This window comes from Saccharothrix longispora (assembly GCF_030852425.1).
GTDB classification, from domain to species: Bacteria; Actinomycetota; Actinomycetes; order Mycobacteriales; family Pseudonocardiaceae; genus Actinosynnema; species Actinosynnema longispora.
In genome coordinates this window covers 18,338-37,024 of the sequence record NZ_NSDM01000026.1, presented here as the reverse complement: position 1 = coordinate 37,024, position 18,687 = coordinate 18,338, and the positions used below count along the sequence as shown (strand labels likewise).

The following is an 18,687-nucleotide window of genomic DNA, read 5'->3' as shown; positions in this document are numbered from 1 at the left end:
GGGGAACCCCGATGTACGACGTGGTGGTGGTCGGCGGTGGACCGGCCGGTCTGAGCGCGGCGCTGGTGTTCGGCAGGCAGCGCCGCTCGGTGCTGGTGGTGGACGGCGGCGAGCCGCGCAACTCGCCGGCCTCCGAGATGCACATGTACCTCAGCCGCGACGGTTTCCCGCCGCAGCAGCTGCTCGCCCTGGGCCGTGAGGAGCTGGCCGCCTACCCGGGCGTGGAGGTGCGCACCGGCCTGGTGGTGGCCGCGCGGGGCGCCAAGGACGACTTCGAGCTGGAACTGGCCGACGGCGCGGTGGTGCGCGCCCGGCGGGTCGTGCTGGCCACGGGCCAGGTCGACGAGCCCTACGACATCCCCGGCCTGGCCGAGCGGTTCGGCCGCAGCGTGTTCCACTGCCCGTTCTGCCACGGCTGGGAAGCCGGCGACAAGACCCTGGCCGTGGTTACCCGCGAGCCGGTGGAGGCCATGCTCGCGCTGTACCTGGGCGACCGGTTCAGCCAGGACGTGGTGCTGTGCACCGACGGGCCGATCGAGCTGCCCGAGCCGGTCGCCGCCGCCGTGGCCGCCCGCGCGCTGCCGATCGTCGACGAGAAGATCGTCGGGATCACCGGCGACGCGGACGACCTGACCATCCACTTCGCCGACGGCAGCACCCTGCGGCGGGAGGCGGTCTTCCACCGCGCGCCGACCCGCCAGCACTCCGGGCTGGCCGAGCAGCTGGGCTGCGAGGTGCTGCCCGACGGCACGATCAAGGTCGACGAGATCGGGCAGACGACCACGCCGGGCGTGTCCGCGGCGGGCGACATGGCCAAGCTGCCCGGGATGCCCGACGCCACCACCCTGGTCGTGCTGGGCGCCGCCGACGGCGTGCGGGCGGCGGTGTGGATGGAGGGCGACCTGTTCCGCTCCGGGCTCGGCGTGTTCCCCTCCTGATCCGCGCGGCGGTCCGCCCGCTCACGACGACGGGCGGACCGCCGCGAACACCTGCACCCCGATCGGCCGCAGGGCGTGGCCCGGCGGGGGCAGGCAGCCCACCGGCTCGAACCCGGCGACCAGCAGCTCGGTCGTCCACTCGGCCTCGGTGGGGAAGATGCGGCCGGTGCCCGCGCGGAAGTCCCCGGAACCCGCCGGTTCGCGGCCCGCGCGGGCCGACATCAGGAACTGCATCGAGGTCAGCAGCTGGCGGATCTCGCGGGTGGTGTCGACGAACACCAGCAGCCCGCCGGGGACGAGCAGGTCGCGCAGTCCGCGCAGGGTCGCGCCCAGGTCGCGCGCGTTGTGCAGGACGTTCGCCCCCAGCACGACGTCCAGCTCCCCCGCGCCGACGCCCTGGCCGGCCGGGTCGCCGTCGATGTCGAAGGTGCCGAACCGCAGCCCGTCGACCCCGGCGAAGCGCTCCTCCGCGTCGAGCAGGAAGAACCGCGAGACGTCGGTGAACAGGTAGTCCAGCGGCACGTCGGCGAGCGCCGCCAGCACGTCGGCGGTCGTGCCGCCCACGCCCGCACCGACCTCCAGCACGCGCAACGGCCTTCCGGCGGGCCGGGTGCCGGCGTGGGCGCGCACCAGGTGCGCGACGGCGGCGTTGGCGTAGCGGTTGACCGGGTTGTCGCGGTAGGCGCCCTCGGCGGTGCCGGTCTCGCCGTCGGCGAACAGCAGCGACTGCAGCGCCACCTCGTCGCGCAGCAGTTCGGGCAGGTACCGGGTGGCGCTCTGGAAGAACCGGGTCAGCTCGGGCGGGTAGCCCATGCCGCGGCGGGCGCGGTCGATGTCGCGGACGGCCTCCTCCAGCTCGGCGCGGGACACCGCGAGCACGTCCCGGTAGGTGCGCCCGTCGTGGGCGATCATGCCCTCCTCGACCAGCGCGGCCAGCCAGCGCCGCACGATCCAGCGGTGCCGCGGCGCGGCCCGCAGCGCGTCGGCGACCTCCTCGGCGGTCCCCTCCGCGCCGGCCTGCCCGAGGGTGGCGGCCATGGCCAGCAGGGCGACCCGGTCCAGGTCGCGCAGGAAGGCGGGCAGGCGCCGGGCGTCCTCGGCGTCGATCGCCGCGTCGGCGGCGCGGGCGGCGTCGGCGAGCGGGTCGGCGTCGACGGTGACCACCGGCGCGGGCAGGCCGTTGCGGCGCGCGGCGACCCGCGCGACCTCGCCGAGGCGGCGCACCAGGAACGCGGTGAACGGCTCGTGCGCCCGTGCGGGCCCGGCCGCCACCAGCGCCGCGGGCGCGGCCGCCGCCGAGGCGGGCGCGACCACCTCCAGCAGCGCGGGGTCGCGCACGTCGAGCAGGACCGCGGCGTCGCGGCCGACGAGCGCGTCGCCCAGTTCACGGGCCGTGACCCCGCCGGGCTCGGGTGACAGGAGCCGGTTGGGGATGCCCGTCACGCGCACCGGCCGGCCCGCGTCGACCGCCCCCACCAGGTCCGCCGTGCCCGACCACGGCACGTCCGCCGGGCGGACGGTGGTGGAGGTGTCGACGCGCAGCACCGCGTCGAACCGGTAACGGGTCAGCTCCGTGTCGGCGCGCAGCGCCTTGGGGTGCACGCTGACGCGCACCGGCCGCCCGGCGCCGGCGGCGGCCGCGGCGAGGGTGGCCGGGTCGAAGTTCAGCTCGTCGTCGCGCTCGGCGCGGCTCCTGGCGCGCTCGTCCAGGGTCGACGGGTCGGGGTCGGCCGCCGCCTCGACGCGCCGGCAGTGGGCCTCCAGCAGGCCGGCGTGCCGCACGTCGCCGATGACCAGGCTCCCGCCGGGGGCCAGCAGCCGCAGCGCGTCCACGACCACCGCGGCCAGGTACTCGACGTGGGGGAAGTGCTGGGTGACGGAGTTGACCAGCACGCAGTCCGGGCCCTCGGCGGGGAAGCCGGCGCGGGCGAGGGCGGCGAGGACACCCGGTGAGGCGACCTCGTGCGCGGCGGCGCGGACGTAGGCGCAGGAGGGATCGGCCTCGGCGGCCAGGCGGTCCACGGCCGACTGCGCCACGTCGGTGCCCACGTAGCCCGCCAGGTGCGGGCGCAGCCGGTGCGCCAGCAGGCCGGTGCCGCAGCCCAGCTCCAGCACCCACCGCGGTCGGGCGGCCAGCACCAGGTCGACCGTGCGCTCCACCCAGTCGGTCATGTGCTCCACCGGGAACGGCTCCCCCGTCTCGGAGGACCGCCACCCGGAGAAGTCCGGTTCGCCGACCGGGCGGGCCGCGCCCGTCGAGTAGGTGAAGTCGTAGACCTCGCCCCAGTGCTCCAGGTGCTCCAGGACCAGCGGCCCGGGCGTCGGGCGCATCGCGGTGGCCGCGCGGGTGGGCCTGATCCGCACGCGCGGGCCGTCCTGGACGGCGGAGGCGATCCAGGGGTGGTCGGCCAGCAGCGCGATCAGCTCGGCGGTCTGCTCAGGGGACACGGGACTGGCTCCGTTCGCGTGGTGGGCGGGGTGGTCGGTGGTGAGGCGTCCCGCGGACAACCGCAGGACGCGGTCGGCGCGGGCGGCCACCGCGGGGTCGTGGGTGGCGACGAGCACGGCCAGGCCGCGGTCGCGCAGGTCGTCGAGCAGGTCGAGCACGGTGGCGGCGGTGGCGCGGTCGAGGGCGGCGGTGGGTTCGTCGGCCAGCAGCACGGCGGGTTCGGCCGCCAGCGCCCGGGCCAGGGCGACGCGTTGCCGCTGACCGCCGGAGAGCCGCCCGGGGCGGCGGTGGGCGGTGTCGGCGGCCAGCCCGACGACGGTCAGCAGGTCCGGCACCCGCGACCGGGCGGCCTTCCGCGTGGCGTCGCCGAGGACGCGCAGCGGTCGGGTGATCGCGGTGCCGGCGGTGTGGGCGGGGTTGAGGGCGTCGGCCGGGTCCTGGGCCAGCAGTTGCACGGCCCGCAGCGCGGCGCGGTCGCGGTCGGCCACGGCGGGCGGCAGGACCACCCGCCCGCGGTGGACCTCCCCGGTGTCGGCGGGGACGAGGCCGGCCAGGGCGCGCAGCAGGGTCGACTTGCCGCTGCCGGACTCGCCGAGGACCGCGACCACCTCCCCCGCCGCGACGTCCAGGGTGAGGCCGCGCAGCACGGTGGAGCCACCCCGCCGCACGGTCAGCCGGTCGACCGAGAGCGCGGTCGGTCCCGGCGGTCGGGGCTCGCGGGCCTCGACGTGCGCGGCGGCCACGACCCCGACGGCGAGCACGCGGTCCGCGACGCGCGCCAGGAACGCCTCGTCGTGCGAGACGAGCAGGGTCGCCCGGGACGGGTCGCCGCGGCGGGCCAGGACCGCGCGGGCCACGAGGTCGACGGCTTCCGGGTGCAGGCCGGCGGTGGGTTCGTCCAGCACGAGGACGGCCGGTGCGCCGGCGAGCGCGCGGGCCAGGGCCACCCGGCGCGCCTGTCCGCCGGACAGGGTGCGCGGCAGCCGGTCGCGGAACCCCGCCGGGTCCAGACCCAGGTCGGCGAGCACCGCGAGCCCGGCGGGTCCCAGGGCGCGGCCGACGGTGTGGCGCGGGTCCAGGGTGCCCGCCGGGTCCTGGTCGAGCACCCCGACGTGCTCGCGCCGCCAGCGGCGGGCCGCGCGGCCGGGCCGGACGGGCCGGCCCTGCCAGCGGGTGGTCCCGGCGACCTTCACCGCGTCGCCGCCGAGGGTGTCCAGCAGCCCGCGGACCGCGGTGGTCTTGCCCGCGCCGGACGGCCCGGCGAGGCCGACGACCTCGCCGGGCGCGACCAGCGCGGAGAAGTCGTCGAGCAGCACGCGCCCCCGGCCGTCCACGACGGACAGCCCGTCGACCGACAGCCCTCGCGCGGGCGTCACCCCGGTCGGGTCCTCCGCCGCCGCCCGACGCGGGGTGCGCGGCCGGGGAACCGCGCCGTGCCCGGCGAGGGCGACCGCGAGCGACAGCGCGGTCAGCGCCGCGGCGGGTCCCAGCACACCGGCCGGGTTCAGCGCGGCCCCCGGCAGGTTCTCCCGCAGCATCAGCCCCCAGTCCGGTGCGGGTGGCCGGGCGCCGAACCCGAGCACCGCCAGCGCGGAGGCCAGTTGCAGGGCCACCACGAACCGCAGCGCGGCGTCGGCGACGGCGTAGCGGGCGATGGAGGGCAGCACCTCGCGGCACAGCACGGACGCGGTGGGCTCGCCGCGCCCGAGGGCCGCTTCGACGTACCCGGTCGCGCGGGCCCGCCGGGTGAGGTCGCCGACCAGCCGCGCCGTCAGCGGCGCGCCGCCGCACACCGTGCCGGCGACCACGGCCGCCCAGCCGGGCAGGGTGACCGCGAACAGCAGCGCCAGCACCAGGAACGGCACGGCCATCAGCACGTCGGCGAGCAGCGCGCCGCCGCGCCCGGTCCAGCCGGCCACCAGGCCCCAGGCCAGGCCGACCGCGCTCGCGCACGCGGCGGCCAGGAGCGCGACGAGGAGCAGGTCGGCGCCGCCCGCCAGGACGCGCGAGAGGACGTCGCGGCCCAGGGCGTCGGTGCCCAGCAGCGCGTCACCGCCCGGAGGCGACCAGGCCGGTCCGATCGCGGCGGTCGGGTCGTGCGGGGTCCACAGCGCACCGAGCACCACGACGACGAGGACGCAGAGCAGCGCGACCCGCGTCACCGCGTGCTCCCCGATCGCGTGCTGCCCGGCGGGGTGCCGGCCGGCAGGTCCGCCGCGGTCGAGGTGACCACCACGACCACCGCCGACAGCAGCGCGATCGCCTGCACCACGGGCACGTCCCCGGTGGAGACCGCGCCGACGAGCAGCTCGCCCAGCCCCGCGTAGCCGAACACGGTCTCCACGAGGGCGCTGGAGGCGGTCATGCCCGCCACGACCAGGCCGGCCACCCGCAGCAGCGGCGCTGCCAGACCGGGGACGACGTGGCGGAGCAGCACCACGGGCTCGGGCAGGCCGCGCACCCGCGCCGCGCGCACGTGCGGCAGCGCCAGCGCGTCGGCGACCGCGCCGCCGAGCAGGCCCGCGCCGAAGGCGGCGGCCGGGACGCCGAGGGCGAGCGCGGGCAGCACCAGCGCCTCCGGCCGGTCCCACACCGAGCCCGAGACCGGCACGAACGACACCGCCGGGAACCACCCCAGCACCCCGGCGAACACCGCCACCAGGCCGGTGGCGACGACCACCTGCGGCACGGCCGCCACCGCCACCAGCGGCGGGGCGGCCGTGCGCGGTCGCCTGCCCGCCGCCCAGCCGCCCGCGAGCAGCAGCGGCAGCGCCACCAGGGCGGCGGTGGCCACCAGGGCGAGCGTGGCGGGCAGGCGGGCGGCGAGCAGGTCGGTCACCGGGCGGCCGGACACCAGCGAGACCCCGGGGTCACCGCGCAGCAGGTCGCCCGCCCACCCGGCGAACCGCGTCCACGGCGGGCGGTCGAGGCCCAGCTCGGCGCGCAGCGCGGTGACGTCGCCCCGACCGCCGGTGCGCGCCCGTGCCGGGTCCGCGGGCAGCGCGGCGGTGGCCAGGAACACCAGCACCGACACGGCGGTCAGCACCAGCGCCGCGCGGCCGAGCGCGCGGGCGGTCCCGAGGAGCACGGGCATCAGCGGGTGAGGCGGGTGCGTTCGATGAAGCTGCTCTCGAAGCCGGGGCCGGTGGGCAGGCCCTCCACGCCCGCGCGGACCAGGTCCAGGCCGTCGCCCGCGCCCCAGACGACGTAGCCGCCTTCGTCGCGCAGCGCGGTCTGCAGCTGCCCGAGCCGCTTCGTGCGCTCGGCGGGGTCGGCGGTGGCCAGGGCGGCGTCGAAGCCGGCGTCCCACTCGGGGCGCTTCCAGCCGGTCTCGTTGGTGGGCGCGTCCGACAGCAGCGACACCCGCGCCACGTCCAGGAACGGGATGCCGCCGAAGAAGCCGACGTAGAAGGGCTGCCGGCCCCACACCTCGGTCCAGTAGGTGTCCGGCGGGGCGGTCTCGACCTCGGCGGTGACGCCGATCTCGCGCAGCTGCTCGGCGAACAGCAGCGCGGCGGTGTCCATGCCCGGGTAGGAGGTGGTGGTGTGCAGGGTGAGGTTCAGGCCGCCGGCGTGACCGGCCTGGGCGAGCAGGTCGCGCGCCCTGGTCACGTCGCGGGTGCGGGCGGGCAGGTCGGGGCTGATCGGGTCGGCCGGGGTGATCAGGTCGCCGCCGGCCTTGCCGTAGCCGAGGAACACCTTGTCCACCAGGGCGTCGCGGTCGGCGGCGAGCTTGATCGCCTCGCGCACCCGGACGTCGTCGAACGGCGCTTGGTCCAGGCGCATGACGAACGGGTAGAGGGTGATCGCCTCGCGGTGCACGACCGCGTAGTCGGCGTTGCCCTTCACCTGCTCGGCGGTGGCCGGGTTGACGCCGATCGCCACGTCGGCCTGCCCGGTGAGCACGGCCTGGGCGCGGGCCTGCGGGTCGATCACGGCGCGCACCTCGACGCGGCGCAGCGCGGGGGCGGGACCCCACCACCCGTCGTTGCGCTCCAGCACCGCGGCCTCCGGGGTGCCCTCGACCTGCGTGAACGGGCCGGAGCCGGGGACGGGCCGGGTGAAGTCGGTGGTGCCGTCGGGTACCACGAAGGTCACCGACTCCAGGGCGCGGGGCACCTCGGCGTAGGGCTTGGTGGTGACCAGTTCGACGGTGGAGTCGTCGACGACCCTCGACGCGTCGAGGTCGAACATCGTCATGCGGCCGAAGTTCTCGGCGGACTTGCCGTGGATGCGGCGCAGCGAGAACAGCACGTCGGCGGCGGTGACGGGCTTGCCGCCGGTGAACGTCGCGCCGGGGCGGAGCGTGACCGTCCACCGGGTCAGCGCCGCGTCGGGGGTGATGGACTCGGCCAGCCGCAGCTCGGTCCCGCCGTCCGCGCCCGGCTTGGCCAGCACGTCGTAGACCAGGGCGAAGCGCGCCAGGTCGGACTGGTTGAGGATGCCGCCGTGGGGGTCGTTGGTGGCCGAGGCGGCGGCGCCGACGGTGACGTAGCGCAGGGTGTCGGGGACGGCGGCGGGCGCGCCCCGGTCGTCCGCCGAGCCGCACCCGGCGGCGAGCGCGGTGGCGGTGGCGAGCGCGAGGGCGGTTCTGGACACCTGGCGGAGGCGGTGTCGGCTCATCGGTGGTGCCTTTCGGGGGTTGATCACAGGAAGGGCTTGAGGGCGGCGTCGAGCGCCCGGGCGACGGTGGCCGCGGCGGGTGGCCGCATGAGCGAGTAGTGGTCGGCGTCGAGGCCGGTGACGTCGAGCGGCCCGGCGAGGTGCGCCGACCAGCCGAGGTCGGTCAGGTCGGGCGGGGTGTCGTCGACGCCCATGCCGATGCCGCTGTTGCGCGGGGCCCGGTGGTCGGCGCGCAGCAGGACGGTGCGCGTGGTGGGGTCGGTGTGCGGGCGCGGGGTGTGGGCGGCGAGTCCGGCGAGGTGGCGGGCGAAGACGGCGACCCGGTCGCGCAGGTCCTCCCGGGCGCCCAGGAGCCGGTGGGCGCGCAGCCGGTCGGTGGCCGCCTGCCGGCGGCGCTCCGGGGGCAGGGCGAGGAACGCGGACCGGTCGTCGCCGCCGAGGCCGAGGTCCACGTCGAGGTAGGCCTCCAGCGCGCCGAGGTGGCGGGCCAGCACCTCGCCCTCGACGTCGCCGGTCACGGGGGTGATGTAGGTGGGGTCGTTGGAGTCCAGCATCACCAGCAGCGCCACGTGCTCGCCCTGCTCGTGCAGCACGCGGGCGACCTCGTGGCCGAGGCTGCCGCCCATGGACCAGCCACCGAGCAGGTAGGGCCCGGTGGGTTGGACGCGGCGCAGCACCCCGGCGTAGCGGCGGGCCAGCGCGGTGAGGTCGGTGGGCGCGGTGTGCCCGGCCAGGCCGGGGTCGGTGATGCCGACGACCGTGAGCCGCTCGTCGAGGTCCCGGGACAGCCCCCCGTAGCAGAGCACGTCCCCGCCGGAGGGGTGCAGCAGGAACAGGGTGCGGTCGCCGGTGCCCTCGCGCAGGGTGATGGCGACGTCCTCGACGGGCCAGGCGCCCCACGCGGCCGGGTCGGTCAGCTCGCGCAGGCGCGCGGTGTAGCGGGCGAAGACCCGGTCGACCTCCTCGGGCGGCAGCACCGGTTCCAGGGCGTCCCACTGCACGAGCAGTTCGCCGCGCTGTTCGAGCACCTGGTGGTCGAGCCACGTCTGCGGGGTCTGGCTCAGCGCGCCGACCTGCTCGCCCGCCCACTGGAGGTCGCGGTCGCCGCCGATGACGTCGGCCAGGCCGATGGCGCTGGTGAACACCACCGGCACGGAGGTGACCTCGCCGGTGCGGGTGGCGCGTTCGGCCAGCACCTCCAGGGCGGAGAACTCGCGGTGGTCCAGGTCGGTGAACAGCGCGGCCTGGGTGCGGCGGGCGTGCTCGGCGAAGTCGGGCGCGGCGGCGCGGTCGGTCTCGTGCAGCAGCAGCGAGGTGAAGTCGCCGACCACGGAGTCCACGGCCGGGTGGATCGCGGGCCGGTCGAACAGGGTGAGCGTGACCGCGAACCGGTCCTGGCCGGTCCAGTCGCCCAGGGCGTCGGTGTAGGCGGCCAGCAGCGCCGCCGTGGGGGTGACGCCGTGCTCGGCCGCGGCGGCCTGGAAGGCCGCCCACCGGTCGCGGTCCAGGCGCACGGCCCGGCGGGTGAAGCGCGCGCTCCCGACGGTGGTGTCCACCGGCAGCGCGGGTGCTGCGGGGAGGTCGTCCAGGCGGGCGCGCCAGTGCTCGGCGGCGCGCTGCCACCCGGGGGTGCCGCGTCGGGCGTCGAGCGCGGCGACGCAGTCGGCGAAGGTGGTGCCCACCTCGGGCAGGTCGGTGTCGGGGTGTTCGTAGAAGTGCTGGAGCTCGCGGTCGATGATCCAGTAGCTGGCGGCGTCGCAGATCAGCACGTCGACGCCGAGGAACAGCCTGGTGCGCCCGCCGGGCAGCCGGGCCGCGCGCACCTGGACCAGGGGCCAGCGGTCGGACGGTCCGGGCCGGCGGAACACCTGGTCGCGCAGCCGTGCCAGGCGCTGTTCCCGCTTGTCGTCGTCGGCGGTGGCGAGGTCGATCGTGCGGATGCGGTAGTGCGGGACGTGATCGAGGACCTGCATCCGGCCCTGGCGGGTGGCGATGGCCCGCAGCAGCGGGTGCCGGGCGATGACCCGGTTCCACGCCCGCTCGTAGCGGTCGAGGTCCAGGTCGGGGCAGTCGTACTCCAGCGCGAAGTGGCAGGCGGTGCCGCCGAGGGCGTACCCGCCGTCGCGGCCGACCCAGTAGGCGTGCTGCACGCGGGTCATGGGGAAGGTGCCGTCGGCGTCGGTGCCGCTGCCCGGCACGACCGCCGCGGGTGCGGCCGGGGACGTGGTGCCGGCGTGGGCGGCGATGTGCGCGGCCAGGCCGCCCACGGTCGGGTTGGCCAGCAGGTCCCGCAGGCCGAGGCGGGTGCCGTAGCGCTCGCCGAGGGCGGCGAGCATCCGGGTCGCCACCAGCGAGTGGCCGCCCAGGGCGAAGAAGTCGGCCTCCGCGGACCCGACGCGGACGCCGAACAGCTCCGACCACGTCCCGGCGACGACCGATTCCACCGGTCCCAGGTCGGTGTCGGTCCCGGCGGGCTCGACGGCGACGGCGGTGGCGGCTCGGCGGACCCGGTCGCGCAGGTCGGTGGTGGACACCGCGACGACGGGTGGCGCGTGCCCGGTGCGGCAGGCGGTGAGCACCGCGTCGAGCGCGGCCATGCCGGTGGCGGCGTCCAGGGCGAAGTCGAGGTTGACCTCGCGCTCGGTGCCCAGCGGCCCGACCTTCCAGGCGTCCCAGACCACGCTGGTCCAGCGGGGTTCGCGGTCGGTGCGGCCTTCGGCGAGGGCGTCGAGGAAGGCGTTGCCCGCCGAGTAGGGACCGGTGCCGATCCCGCCGACCAGGGTGCCGGCGGAGGACATCAGCAGCACGGTGCGCGGGCGGGCGTCGGCGGGCAGCGCGTCGATCGCGGCGCGCAGCGCGAGCGCGCCCGCGGCCTTGGCGTGCAGGTGGCCGTCCACCTGCTCCGGACCGACGGACCGCATGGGCCGCAGGTCGGCCGTGGCCACGACGCCCGCCGCGTGCACGACCAGGTCCGGGCGCAGCTCGTCCAGCAGTGCCCGGGTGCTCTGCTCGTCGGCGGCGTCGGCCACCCGGACGCTCACGTCGTGCCCGCGCTCCACCAGCGTCCGCACGGCGGCCGCGCGCTCCGGGTCGTCGCCGGAGCGGGAGGTGAGCACGACCCGCGTGCCGTGGCGGGCCAGGTGCTGGGCCATGGTGAGGCCGACGTCGCCGAGGCCGCCCAGGACGAGCGCGGTGCCTCCGGTCGGCGGTTCGGGGGTCACCGGCCAGGGTGCGAGGGTGCGCAGGAACCGCGTGCCGTCCCGCAGGGCCACCTCGGCGCCGGGTCGGGTGCCCGGGTCGAGCAGGTCGGCCAGTTCCGCGACGAGGGCGTCGGCGGTGGAGCCGGTGTCGGGCACGTCGACGGTGCGCCAGGCGAGACCGGGGCTCTCCTGGGCGATCACCCGGGGCAGGGCGCGGGCGGTGGCGGTGCCGGGTGCGGGCCGGTCGCCCGGGACGACGCGGCAGGCGCCGGTGGTGACCTGGAACAGGAAGTCGGGGCGCGGGTCGAGCGCGGCGAGCGCCGCGTGGTCGAGGATGGTGGTGCGCGCCTCGGCGGGCGTCTCCCCCTCGCCGACCACGACGAGCACACCGCGCACGGGCCGCCCGGCCGCGTCGGCGACCACCTCGGCGCCGGCGCGCGCGAGGGCTTCGGCCAGTGGCGCGGCGTCGGTGCCGGTGACGAGCCACCGGCCGTCCACGCGGGCCGGTGGCAGCGGCGGCTGCTGGTGCCAGACCGGGACCTGGAGCAGTTCGGTCGCGGTCTCCTCGCGCGGTGCCTCGCGCGGTTCGACCCAGAGCGCGCGCCGCCGGAAGGCGTAGCCGGGTGCGGTGACGCGGCGGCGCCCGGGTCGGTGCAGGGCGGTGAGGTCGACGCCGGCGCCGTGGGCCCACAGCTCGCCCAGTGCGGCGCGGCAGGCGGCCAGGTCGGCGCCCGTGCCGTCGGTGTCGAAGGTGGTCAGCGTGGCGGCCAGGTGGGCTGCGCCGTGCCGGCGGGCGAGTGCGGCCAGTGCCGCGCCGGGGCCGACCTGCACCAGCACCGTGCGGCGGGGTTCGGCCAGGGCGGTGGCGAGCGCGGCGGAGAACCGCACCGGCTCGCGCAGCTGGCGCACCCAGTGCCCGGGGTCGGCGAACTCCGGTCCGACCGCGGCCGCGGTGAGGGAGCTGACGACGGGCAGTTCGGGCTTGCCGGCCCGCAGTGACCGCACGGCGTCCCGCATGGGGCCGAGCGCGGGTTCGATGAGCCGGGAGTGGGCGGCGGAGTCGAGGGGGAGGCGGGAGACGCGGGCACCGCGCGCGGTCAGCACGGCGGCGAGGGCGTCGACGGCGTCGGCGGGACCGGACACCACGCAGGCGTCCGGGGCGTTGACCACCGCGAGGTCGACGCGGGGGTGCTCGGCGAGCAGGGCCGTCACCTCGGCCTCGCCCAGCGGGACGGCCAGCATCGTCCCGCCGCCGGCGGCGCGGGCCATGGCGGTGGAGCGGACCGCGACCAGTCGGGCGGCTTCGGGCAGGTCGAGCGCGCCGGACACCACGGCCGCGGCGTACTCGCCGAGGCTGTGGCCGAGCAGGACGTCGGGTCGGACCCCCCAGGAGGCGAGCAGGCGGGCGGTGGCCACCGAGACGGTGAACAGGGCGGGCAGTCCGGTGGCCGCGTCCTCGGCGAGCGCCTCGTCGTCGCTGAGGACGACGGAGCGCACGTCGGTGCCCAGCAGGTCGTCGAACAGCGCGGCGCACTCGTCGACGCCGCGGGCGAACACCGGTTCCCCGGTGTAGAGGTCGGCGCCCATGCCCGCGCGCTGGCTGCCCCCGCCGGGGAAGGCGAAGACGATCCTGGGCGGGGTGTCTGCGGTCGCGGGCGCGCCGAACCGGACATCGCCGTCGTCGAGCGCCACGGCGGCCACGCGGTGCGGCAGGTGGGTGCGGCCGGACTGGAGGGTGTGCGCCACGTCGGCCCACGGCTCCCCCGGCGGCACGACGGCGGCGGGCAGGGCCGCCTTCTCGTGCGCGGAGAACACGAGGACCTGCGGCCGGGGGTCGGGTTCGCCGGCGGGCCGGGTCGGTGCGGGACCGATCAGGACGTGGGCGTTGGTGCCGCCGATGCCGAAGGAGCTGACGCCCGCGTGCGGCGGGGTGTCCCACGGGCGGGTCTCGGTGACCACCTCGAACGGCGAGCCGGTCAGGCCGAGCCGGTCGTTGAGCGGGTGGGCGTGCAGGGTGGCGGGCAGGGTCCGCTCGTGGACGGCGAGCACGGCCTTGATGAACGAGGCGATCCCGGCGGCGGAGTTGGCGTGGCCGATGTTGCTCTTGACCGACCCGAGCCCGCACCAGGCCGGCCCGGTGCCGCCGAACGCCTTGCGCAGCGCGGCGACCTCGATCGGGTCGCCGATGCGGGTGCCGGTGCCGTGCGCCTCGACGTAGCCGACGTCGCGCGGGTCGATCCCGGACACCGCGAGCGCTTCGGCGACGACGCGGGCCTGGCCGCGCACCGAGGGCGCGGTGAACCCGGCCTTGTCCGCGCCGTCGTTGTTGACCGCGCTGCCGTGCAGCACCGCCAGGACGGGGTCGCCGTCGGCGAGGGCGTCGTCGAGCCTGCGCAGCACGACGGCGCCGACGCCCTGGGAGTAGACGATGCCGGTGCCCTCGGCGGAGAACGCCCGCACCCGGCCGTCGACCGAGAAGATGCCCTCGGGCACGTACCGGTAGCCGTGGCCCTGCGGGACGATCAGCGACACCCCGCCGGCGAGCGCCATGTCGCACTCCCCCGCCAGCAGCGACTGGGCGGCGACGTGCACGGCGACCAGCGACGTCGAGCAGGTGGTGTTGAGGCTGATCGCCGGGCCGGTGAGGTCGAGCCGGTAGGCGGTGTGCAGCGGCAGGTAGTCGGCCTGGGTGGACATGGCCGTCTGGAGGCTGCCGATGGGGTCGAGCCCACCGCCGGTCGGGTCCCACCGGCCGGCGAGGTTGCTGGTCAGGTAGGAGCTGTGCATGGCGCCGGCGAACACGCCGACGGAGTCCACGCCCGCGCCGCCGCCGTGCCCGGCCTGTTCCAGCGCCTGCCACGCGCACTCCAGGAACAGCCGCTGCTGCGGGTCCATCAGGGCGGCTTCGGCGTCGGTGAGGCCGAAGGGCAGCGGGTCGAACAGGTCCTGCCCCTCGATGATGCCGCCGACGGGGACGTAGTCGGGGTGGCGGCGCAGCGCGGCCGGGACGCCGCGCGCGTCGAGTTCGTCGTCGGTGAACCGGCGCAGTCCTTCGTTCCCGTCGCGCAGCAGTTCCCAGAACCTCCGCGCGTCGGGGGCGCCGGGGAAGCGGCAGGCGGCGGCGGTGACGGCGATCGGGCTCATCGGGCCACCTCGCCGGCGAGGACCCGCGCGGCACGGCGGCGGGCCGCCGCGTCCTGCCGGTCGGCGGGTGCCGCGCCGGTCGGTGGTGCGGTGGCCGGTGGTGCGGTGGTCGGTGCCGTGACCGGTGGTGCGGTGGCCGGCTCGGGGGTCGCCGGGGTGCCGGGGTGCCGCTGCCGGGTGATGAACAGGGCGAGGTCGCGGACCGTGGGGTTGGCGAACAGGTCGACCACGGTCAGCTCCGGCGCCAGTTCGGCGGCGAGGCGGCGGTGGGCGAGCACGAGGGTGAGGGAGGTCGCGCCGAGGCGGAAGAACGGTGTGGTGGCGTCCACCGGGGCCTTGAGCAGGTCACCGACCACGTCGGACACCGCCCGCTCGACGGCGGGATCGGCTCCCTCGACGACCGGGACCGCGTGGGTGCCCGCGCTGTGGCGGAGGTCCCCGCCCAGGGGGTCCCCTGCGTTCACTGTGCCACGGGGGTCCGACATCTCCGGGTGGTCGCGGGTGACCGCGGGCGGCGGCGCGGTGGTGGAGGGACGCACCCCGGCGGCGGGCGGGTGTCCGAGGTCCACGGCCAGCAGGCCGGAGTCGGGCAGCCGCTCGACCAGGGCGACACCGGAGGCGGCGGCGTGCTGCCGGACCTCGTGAGCCCACTCCGCGGCGGCCGTCAACGCCTCGATCGGCGGCAGTGCTCCGGGGGTGACGGTGATGGTGATCCCGAGGCCGCGCCGTCCGGCCGACCCGAGCAGCGCGCCGAAGCCGTCGGCGACCGTCGCGGAGGGCGTCGGTCGTTCGACCGGCGCCGCGGCAACCTGCGCCACGGCGACGGCTTCGGGGACGGCGGGCCGGGACGGTGCGGGAGCGGAGGTGCGGCGGTAGGGGTTGCCCAGTGCCGCGTAGTCGATCTTGCCGTTGGCGGTGACCGGGAACTCCGGCAGGTGCACGAACCTGCTGGGCACCATGAACTCCGGCACCGAGGAGCGCAGCAGCGCGATCAGGTCCTCGTCACCGGGCGGGGACGAGGGGTCCGCCGGGGCGACGAACGCGACCAGGCGCGGCCGGTCGTCCGGTCCGGGCACCGACTTCGCCACCGACTTGCGCACGCCCGGCGCGCGGTCGAGCACGGATTCGACCTCGCCGAGCTCGATGCGGTGCCCGCGGATCTTGACCTGCCGGTCGACGCGGCCGAGGAACTCGATGGTGCCGTCGGTGCGCCAGCGGCCGAGGTCGCCGGTGCGGTAGAGCCTGCGCCGCAGGACGTCGTGGTGGAAGAAGCGCTGCGCGGTCTGCACCGGGTCGCCGACGTACTCGCGGGCCAGGCCGTCGCCGCCGATGTGCAGCTCGCCGTCGACGCCGACCGGGCAGGGCCTGCCGTCGGGGGCGAGGACGTGGAAGGACTGGCCGGTGAGGGCGCGGCCGTAGGGGATGCTCGGCCACGCGGGGTCGACGTCGCCGATCGGGTGGCAGATCGACCAGATCGAGCCCTCCGTCGCGCCGCCGAGCGAGACGACCCGCGCGTGGGGCGCGAGGGCGCGCAGGCGGTCGGGCAGGGTGACGGGAATCCAGTCCGCGGACAGGAACACCAGGTGCAGCCGGCTCAGCGCCTCGCGGGCCAGGTCGGGGTCGATCTCGGCGTACTCGACCAGCATCTCCAGCAACGCCGGTGCGGTGTTCCACACCGTGACGCGGTGCTCGGCCATGAGGTCGAGCCAGTGACCCGGGTCGCGCTGCCGCTCGGGGTCGGGCAGCACGACCGCGCCGCCCACGCCGAGCAGCGTGAAGACGTCGTAGACCGACAGGTCGAAGCTGAACGCCGACAGGCCCAGGACGCGGTCGTCGGCGTCCAGGGGGAACCGCTCGGCGAGGTCGTCGAGGGTGGTGCGCACGGCGCGGTGCTCGACGGCGACGCCCTTGGGGGTTCCGGTGGACCCGGACGTGAAGATGGCGTACGCCAGGTCGGAGGGCTCGGCGCGGCGCGGCGCGGCCTCGGGGCCGGCGAGCACGCCGTCCGCGTCGAGCCGGTGCACGACGACGCCGTCGGGCCAGTTCGTGCCGGTGCCGGGGGCGACGACGGCGTGCCGGATGGAGGCGCGTTCGCACAGGGCGGCGACGCGGGCGTCGGGCCACCCCGGCTCGACCGGCACGTACCCGGCGCCGCTGCGGTTGATCCCCAGCACCGCGACGACCTGGTCGACGCCCTTGGGGGCGACCACGGCCACCAGGTCGCCGGGTCCGAGTCCCGCGCCGGCCAGCACGGCGCCGACGCGGTCGGCCCGGTCGGACAGTTCGCGGTGCGTCACCGCGCCCCCGGTGGTGATGACCGCCGGTGCGTCGGCGTGGGGGACGGCGGCGGTGCGGGCGGGGTCGTCCAGCAGCGGGCCCGCGTCGGGGAACGGCGCGGCGGTGAGCGGCGGGTCGGGCAGGAAGGCCGGGTCCCAGCCCAGGGCGGGGTCGGTCCACGAGTCGTCCGCGCAGGCCAGGCGGCGCAGCAGCCGCACGTGCGCGTCGCGCATGCCGTCGACGAAGTCCGGGGCGAGCGCGCCGTCCACGGTGTCCCAGGCGATCTTCAACCGGCCCGCTTCGTCGTAGACGATGTGGTCGAGCAGCACCTGCGGGGTCTGGGACACGCCGAACACCTCGCGCCCCAGCCAGTCGGTGGGCGCGGGTCCTTCACCGGACAGGCCGACGCCGCTGGTGAACACCACCGGGTGCGCGGGCGCCGCGCCCGGGTCGCCCGGCCGTTGCGCGACCTCCATCCCGGACACCGAGCGGTGGTCCATGTCGGACCAGAACCGGCGGTTGACGGCGACCGCGTAGTCGGCGAACCCCCGCCACGCCGTGAGGTCCGGCACCGCCACGTCCACCAGGACCGTCGAGGTGAAGTCGCCGACCACGTGCTCCAGGCCGGGTGTCCGGTCGGCGGCGGCCAGGTCGGCCCGGTCGAACAGCGTGGTGTTGAGGCTGAACGGCGCGGTGGCGCCCCACCGGTCGAGCACCAGCCCGAACGCGGCGAGCAGGACGCCGGTGGGGCTCAGGCCGTGCCCGGCGGCCCGCTTGCGCAACGCGGCCCACTCGGTCTCGTCGAGCCCGGTCTGCCTGCGGGTGAACCGGGGCACGCCGAGTTCGGCCGCCGGGCGCAGCCACGGCAGGTCGGGGCCGGGCGGCAGGACGCGCTCCGACCAGTAGCGGCTGTCGGTCTCGCGCCGCCGCTGCTCGGCGGGGTCGTCGGCGCGGCGGCGCACGAACTCGGCGAACGTGGTGGTCTGCTCGGGCAGCGCGGCGTCCGGGTCGGCGACGAGCGCGCCCCACTCGCGGATGAGCTGGAACCAGCAGCCCAGGTCGACGGTGAGCACGTCGATGCCGACGTACAGGCGCGTGCGGCCGTCGGGCAGCAGGGCCGCGCGGATGTCGAACAACGGCCACCGGTCGGCCGGCCGCACCTGGTGGGAGGACTCGGCGCGGATCGCGTCCAGCGCCGCGTCGACGTCGGCGGTGTCACGCAGGTCGACGCGCTCGAACCGGTAGACGGGCACCTCGGTCAGCACGCGCTGCCGTGCGTCGGGGGTGATCACCATGCGCAGCATCGGGTGCCGGGCCACGACGCGGTTCCACGCGGCCTCCAGCGCCGCGAGGTCCGCCTCCTGGTCGCCGCCGGGAACGCGGTCGTACTCGTGGTAGAAGAACGTCGCCACGCCCCCCAGGGGGAACAGCGGCTCGCGCCCCACCAGGTAGGCGGACTGGATCGGTGTCAGGGGGAACGGCTCGTCCGCGCCGGGGTCCCGTTCCCCGGCGGCGACGCTGCGCACCGTGGCGCGTCCGAGGAACGCCGTCAGCGGCAGGTCCACGCCGAGGTCGGTGAGCAGCCTGCGGCGCAGTCGCACCGCGGTGAACGACTCCAGGCCCAACTCGCTGAGCAGAGCGTCCACGTCCACCTCGGTCTCGACCAGACCGAGCACGTCGGCCACGCAGGCGGCGACCGAGGTGACATCAGCGGACACGGGTGCGGAACTCATACGTCTCCTCCGGGAGCAAGGCGAGGGGCGCTCGGGTGGCACCCGAGTTCCTACAGGACAACGACAATCATTTCCATAAGTTCGCCGGCATCGGAGGCGAACTGGGCCGTTCAGCCCAGCTGCAACCCCGCTCTCCATCCGCCGGATGGCGCAACCACCGTGCGCGGTCCTGAAGACGCCACCCGGCGCCCGCCCCGGACGCCAACGCCGTTCCACGCCGGACGAGAGCGGTCGCCCCCACACCCCCTCGACCTTCGCGTGCCCGGCGGGCTAAAATAATGGAAACGATTGTCATATTCTTCTGGAGCCGCCGTGTCCTCACG

The 18,687-nt window shown here is 76.6% G+C and carries 6 protein-coding genes; 1 reads left to right on the top strand and 5 read right to left on the bottom strand.

The annotated features are described in order from the left end of the window. Positions 1 to 11 precede the first annotated feature (11 nt). The gene (locus tag CKY47_RS34810) at positions 12 to 938 is read left to right on the top strand and encodes an NAD(P)/FAD-dependent oxidoreductase (RefSeq protein WP_306750629.1); all 927 of its coding nucleotides are present in this window, start codon (positions 12 to 14) and stop codon (positions 936 to 938) included. 21 nt (positions 939 to 959) lie between these two features. Here the strand turns inward: CKY47_RS34810 and CKY47_RS34805 are convergent, their stop codons facing one another. From CKY47_RS34805 to CKY47_RS34785, 5 genes are read right to left on the bottom strand one after another with little or no spacing between them, the layout of a single operon-like run. After that, positions 960 to 5,549 carry an ATP-binding cassette domain-containing protein gene (locus CKY47_RS34805; protein WP_306750628.1) on the bottom strand — a complete coding sequence of 1,530 codons (4,590 nt, stop codon included), beginning with the start codon at positions 5,547 to 5,549 and terminating at the stop codon, positions 960 to 962. Further along, a complete protein-coding gene (locus CKY47_RS34800; protein WP_306750627.1) occupies positions 5,546 to 6,481 on the bottom strand; it encodes an ABC transporter permease in 936 nt (311 codons plus the stop codon). Before CKY47_RS34800 ends, CKY47_RS34805 begins: the two co-directional genes overlap by 4 nt. After that, entirely contained in the window at positions 6,481 to 7,986 is a 1,506-nt protein-coding gene (locus CKY47_RS34795; RefSeq protein WP_306750626.1) for an ABC transporter substrate-binding protein, read from the bottom strand. Before CKY47_RS34795 ends, CKY47_RS34800 begins: the two co-directional genes overlap by 1 nt. A gap of 47 nt (positions 7,987 to 8,033) precedes the next feature. After that, positions 8,034 to 14,354: an SDR family NAD(P)-dependent oxidoreductase gene (locus tag CKY47_RS34790; RefSeq protein ID WP_306750625.1), complete on the bottom strand. Its 6,321-nt coding sequence runs from the start codon at positions 14,352 to 14,354 to the stop codon at positions 8,034 to 8,036. Then, positions 14,351 to 18,364 carry a non-ribosomal peptide synthetase gene (locus CKY47_RS34785; protein ID WP_306750624.1) on the bottom strand — a complete coding sequence of 1,338 codons (4,014 nt, stop codon included), beginning with the start codon at positions 18,362 to 18,364 and terminating at the stop codon, positions 14,351 to 14,353. The genes CKY47_RS34790 and CKY47_RS34785 overlap by 4 nt, the downstream gene beginning before the upstream one ends. Positions 18,365 to 18,687: the final 323 nt, after the last annotated feature.

Excerpts from the sequence above, each read along its gene's own strand:
- CKY47_RS34800 (WP_306750627.1), bottom strand. The coding sequence starts at position 6,481 with ATGCCCGTGCTCCTCGGGACCGCCCGCGCGCTCGGCCGCGCGGCGCTG.
- CKY47_RS34790 (WP_306750625.1), bottom strand. The coding sequence starts at position 14,354 with ATGAGCCCGATCGCCGTCACCGCCGCCGCCTGCCGCTTCCCCGGCGCC.
- CKY47_RS34785 (WP_306750624.1), bottom strand. The coding sequence starts at position 18,364 with ATGAGTTCCGCACCCGTGTCCGCTGATGTCACCTCGGTCGCCGCCTGC.
- CKY47_RS34810 (WP_306750629.1), top strand. The coding sequence starts at position 12 with ATGTACGACGTGGTGGTGGTCGGCGGTGGACCGGCCGGTCTGAGCGCG.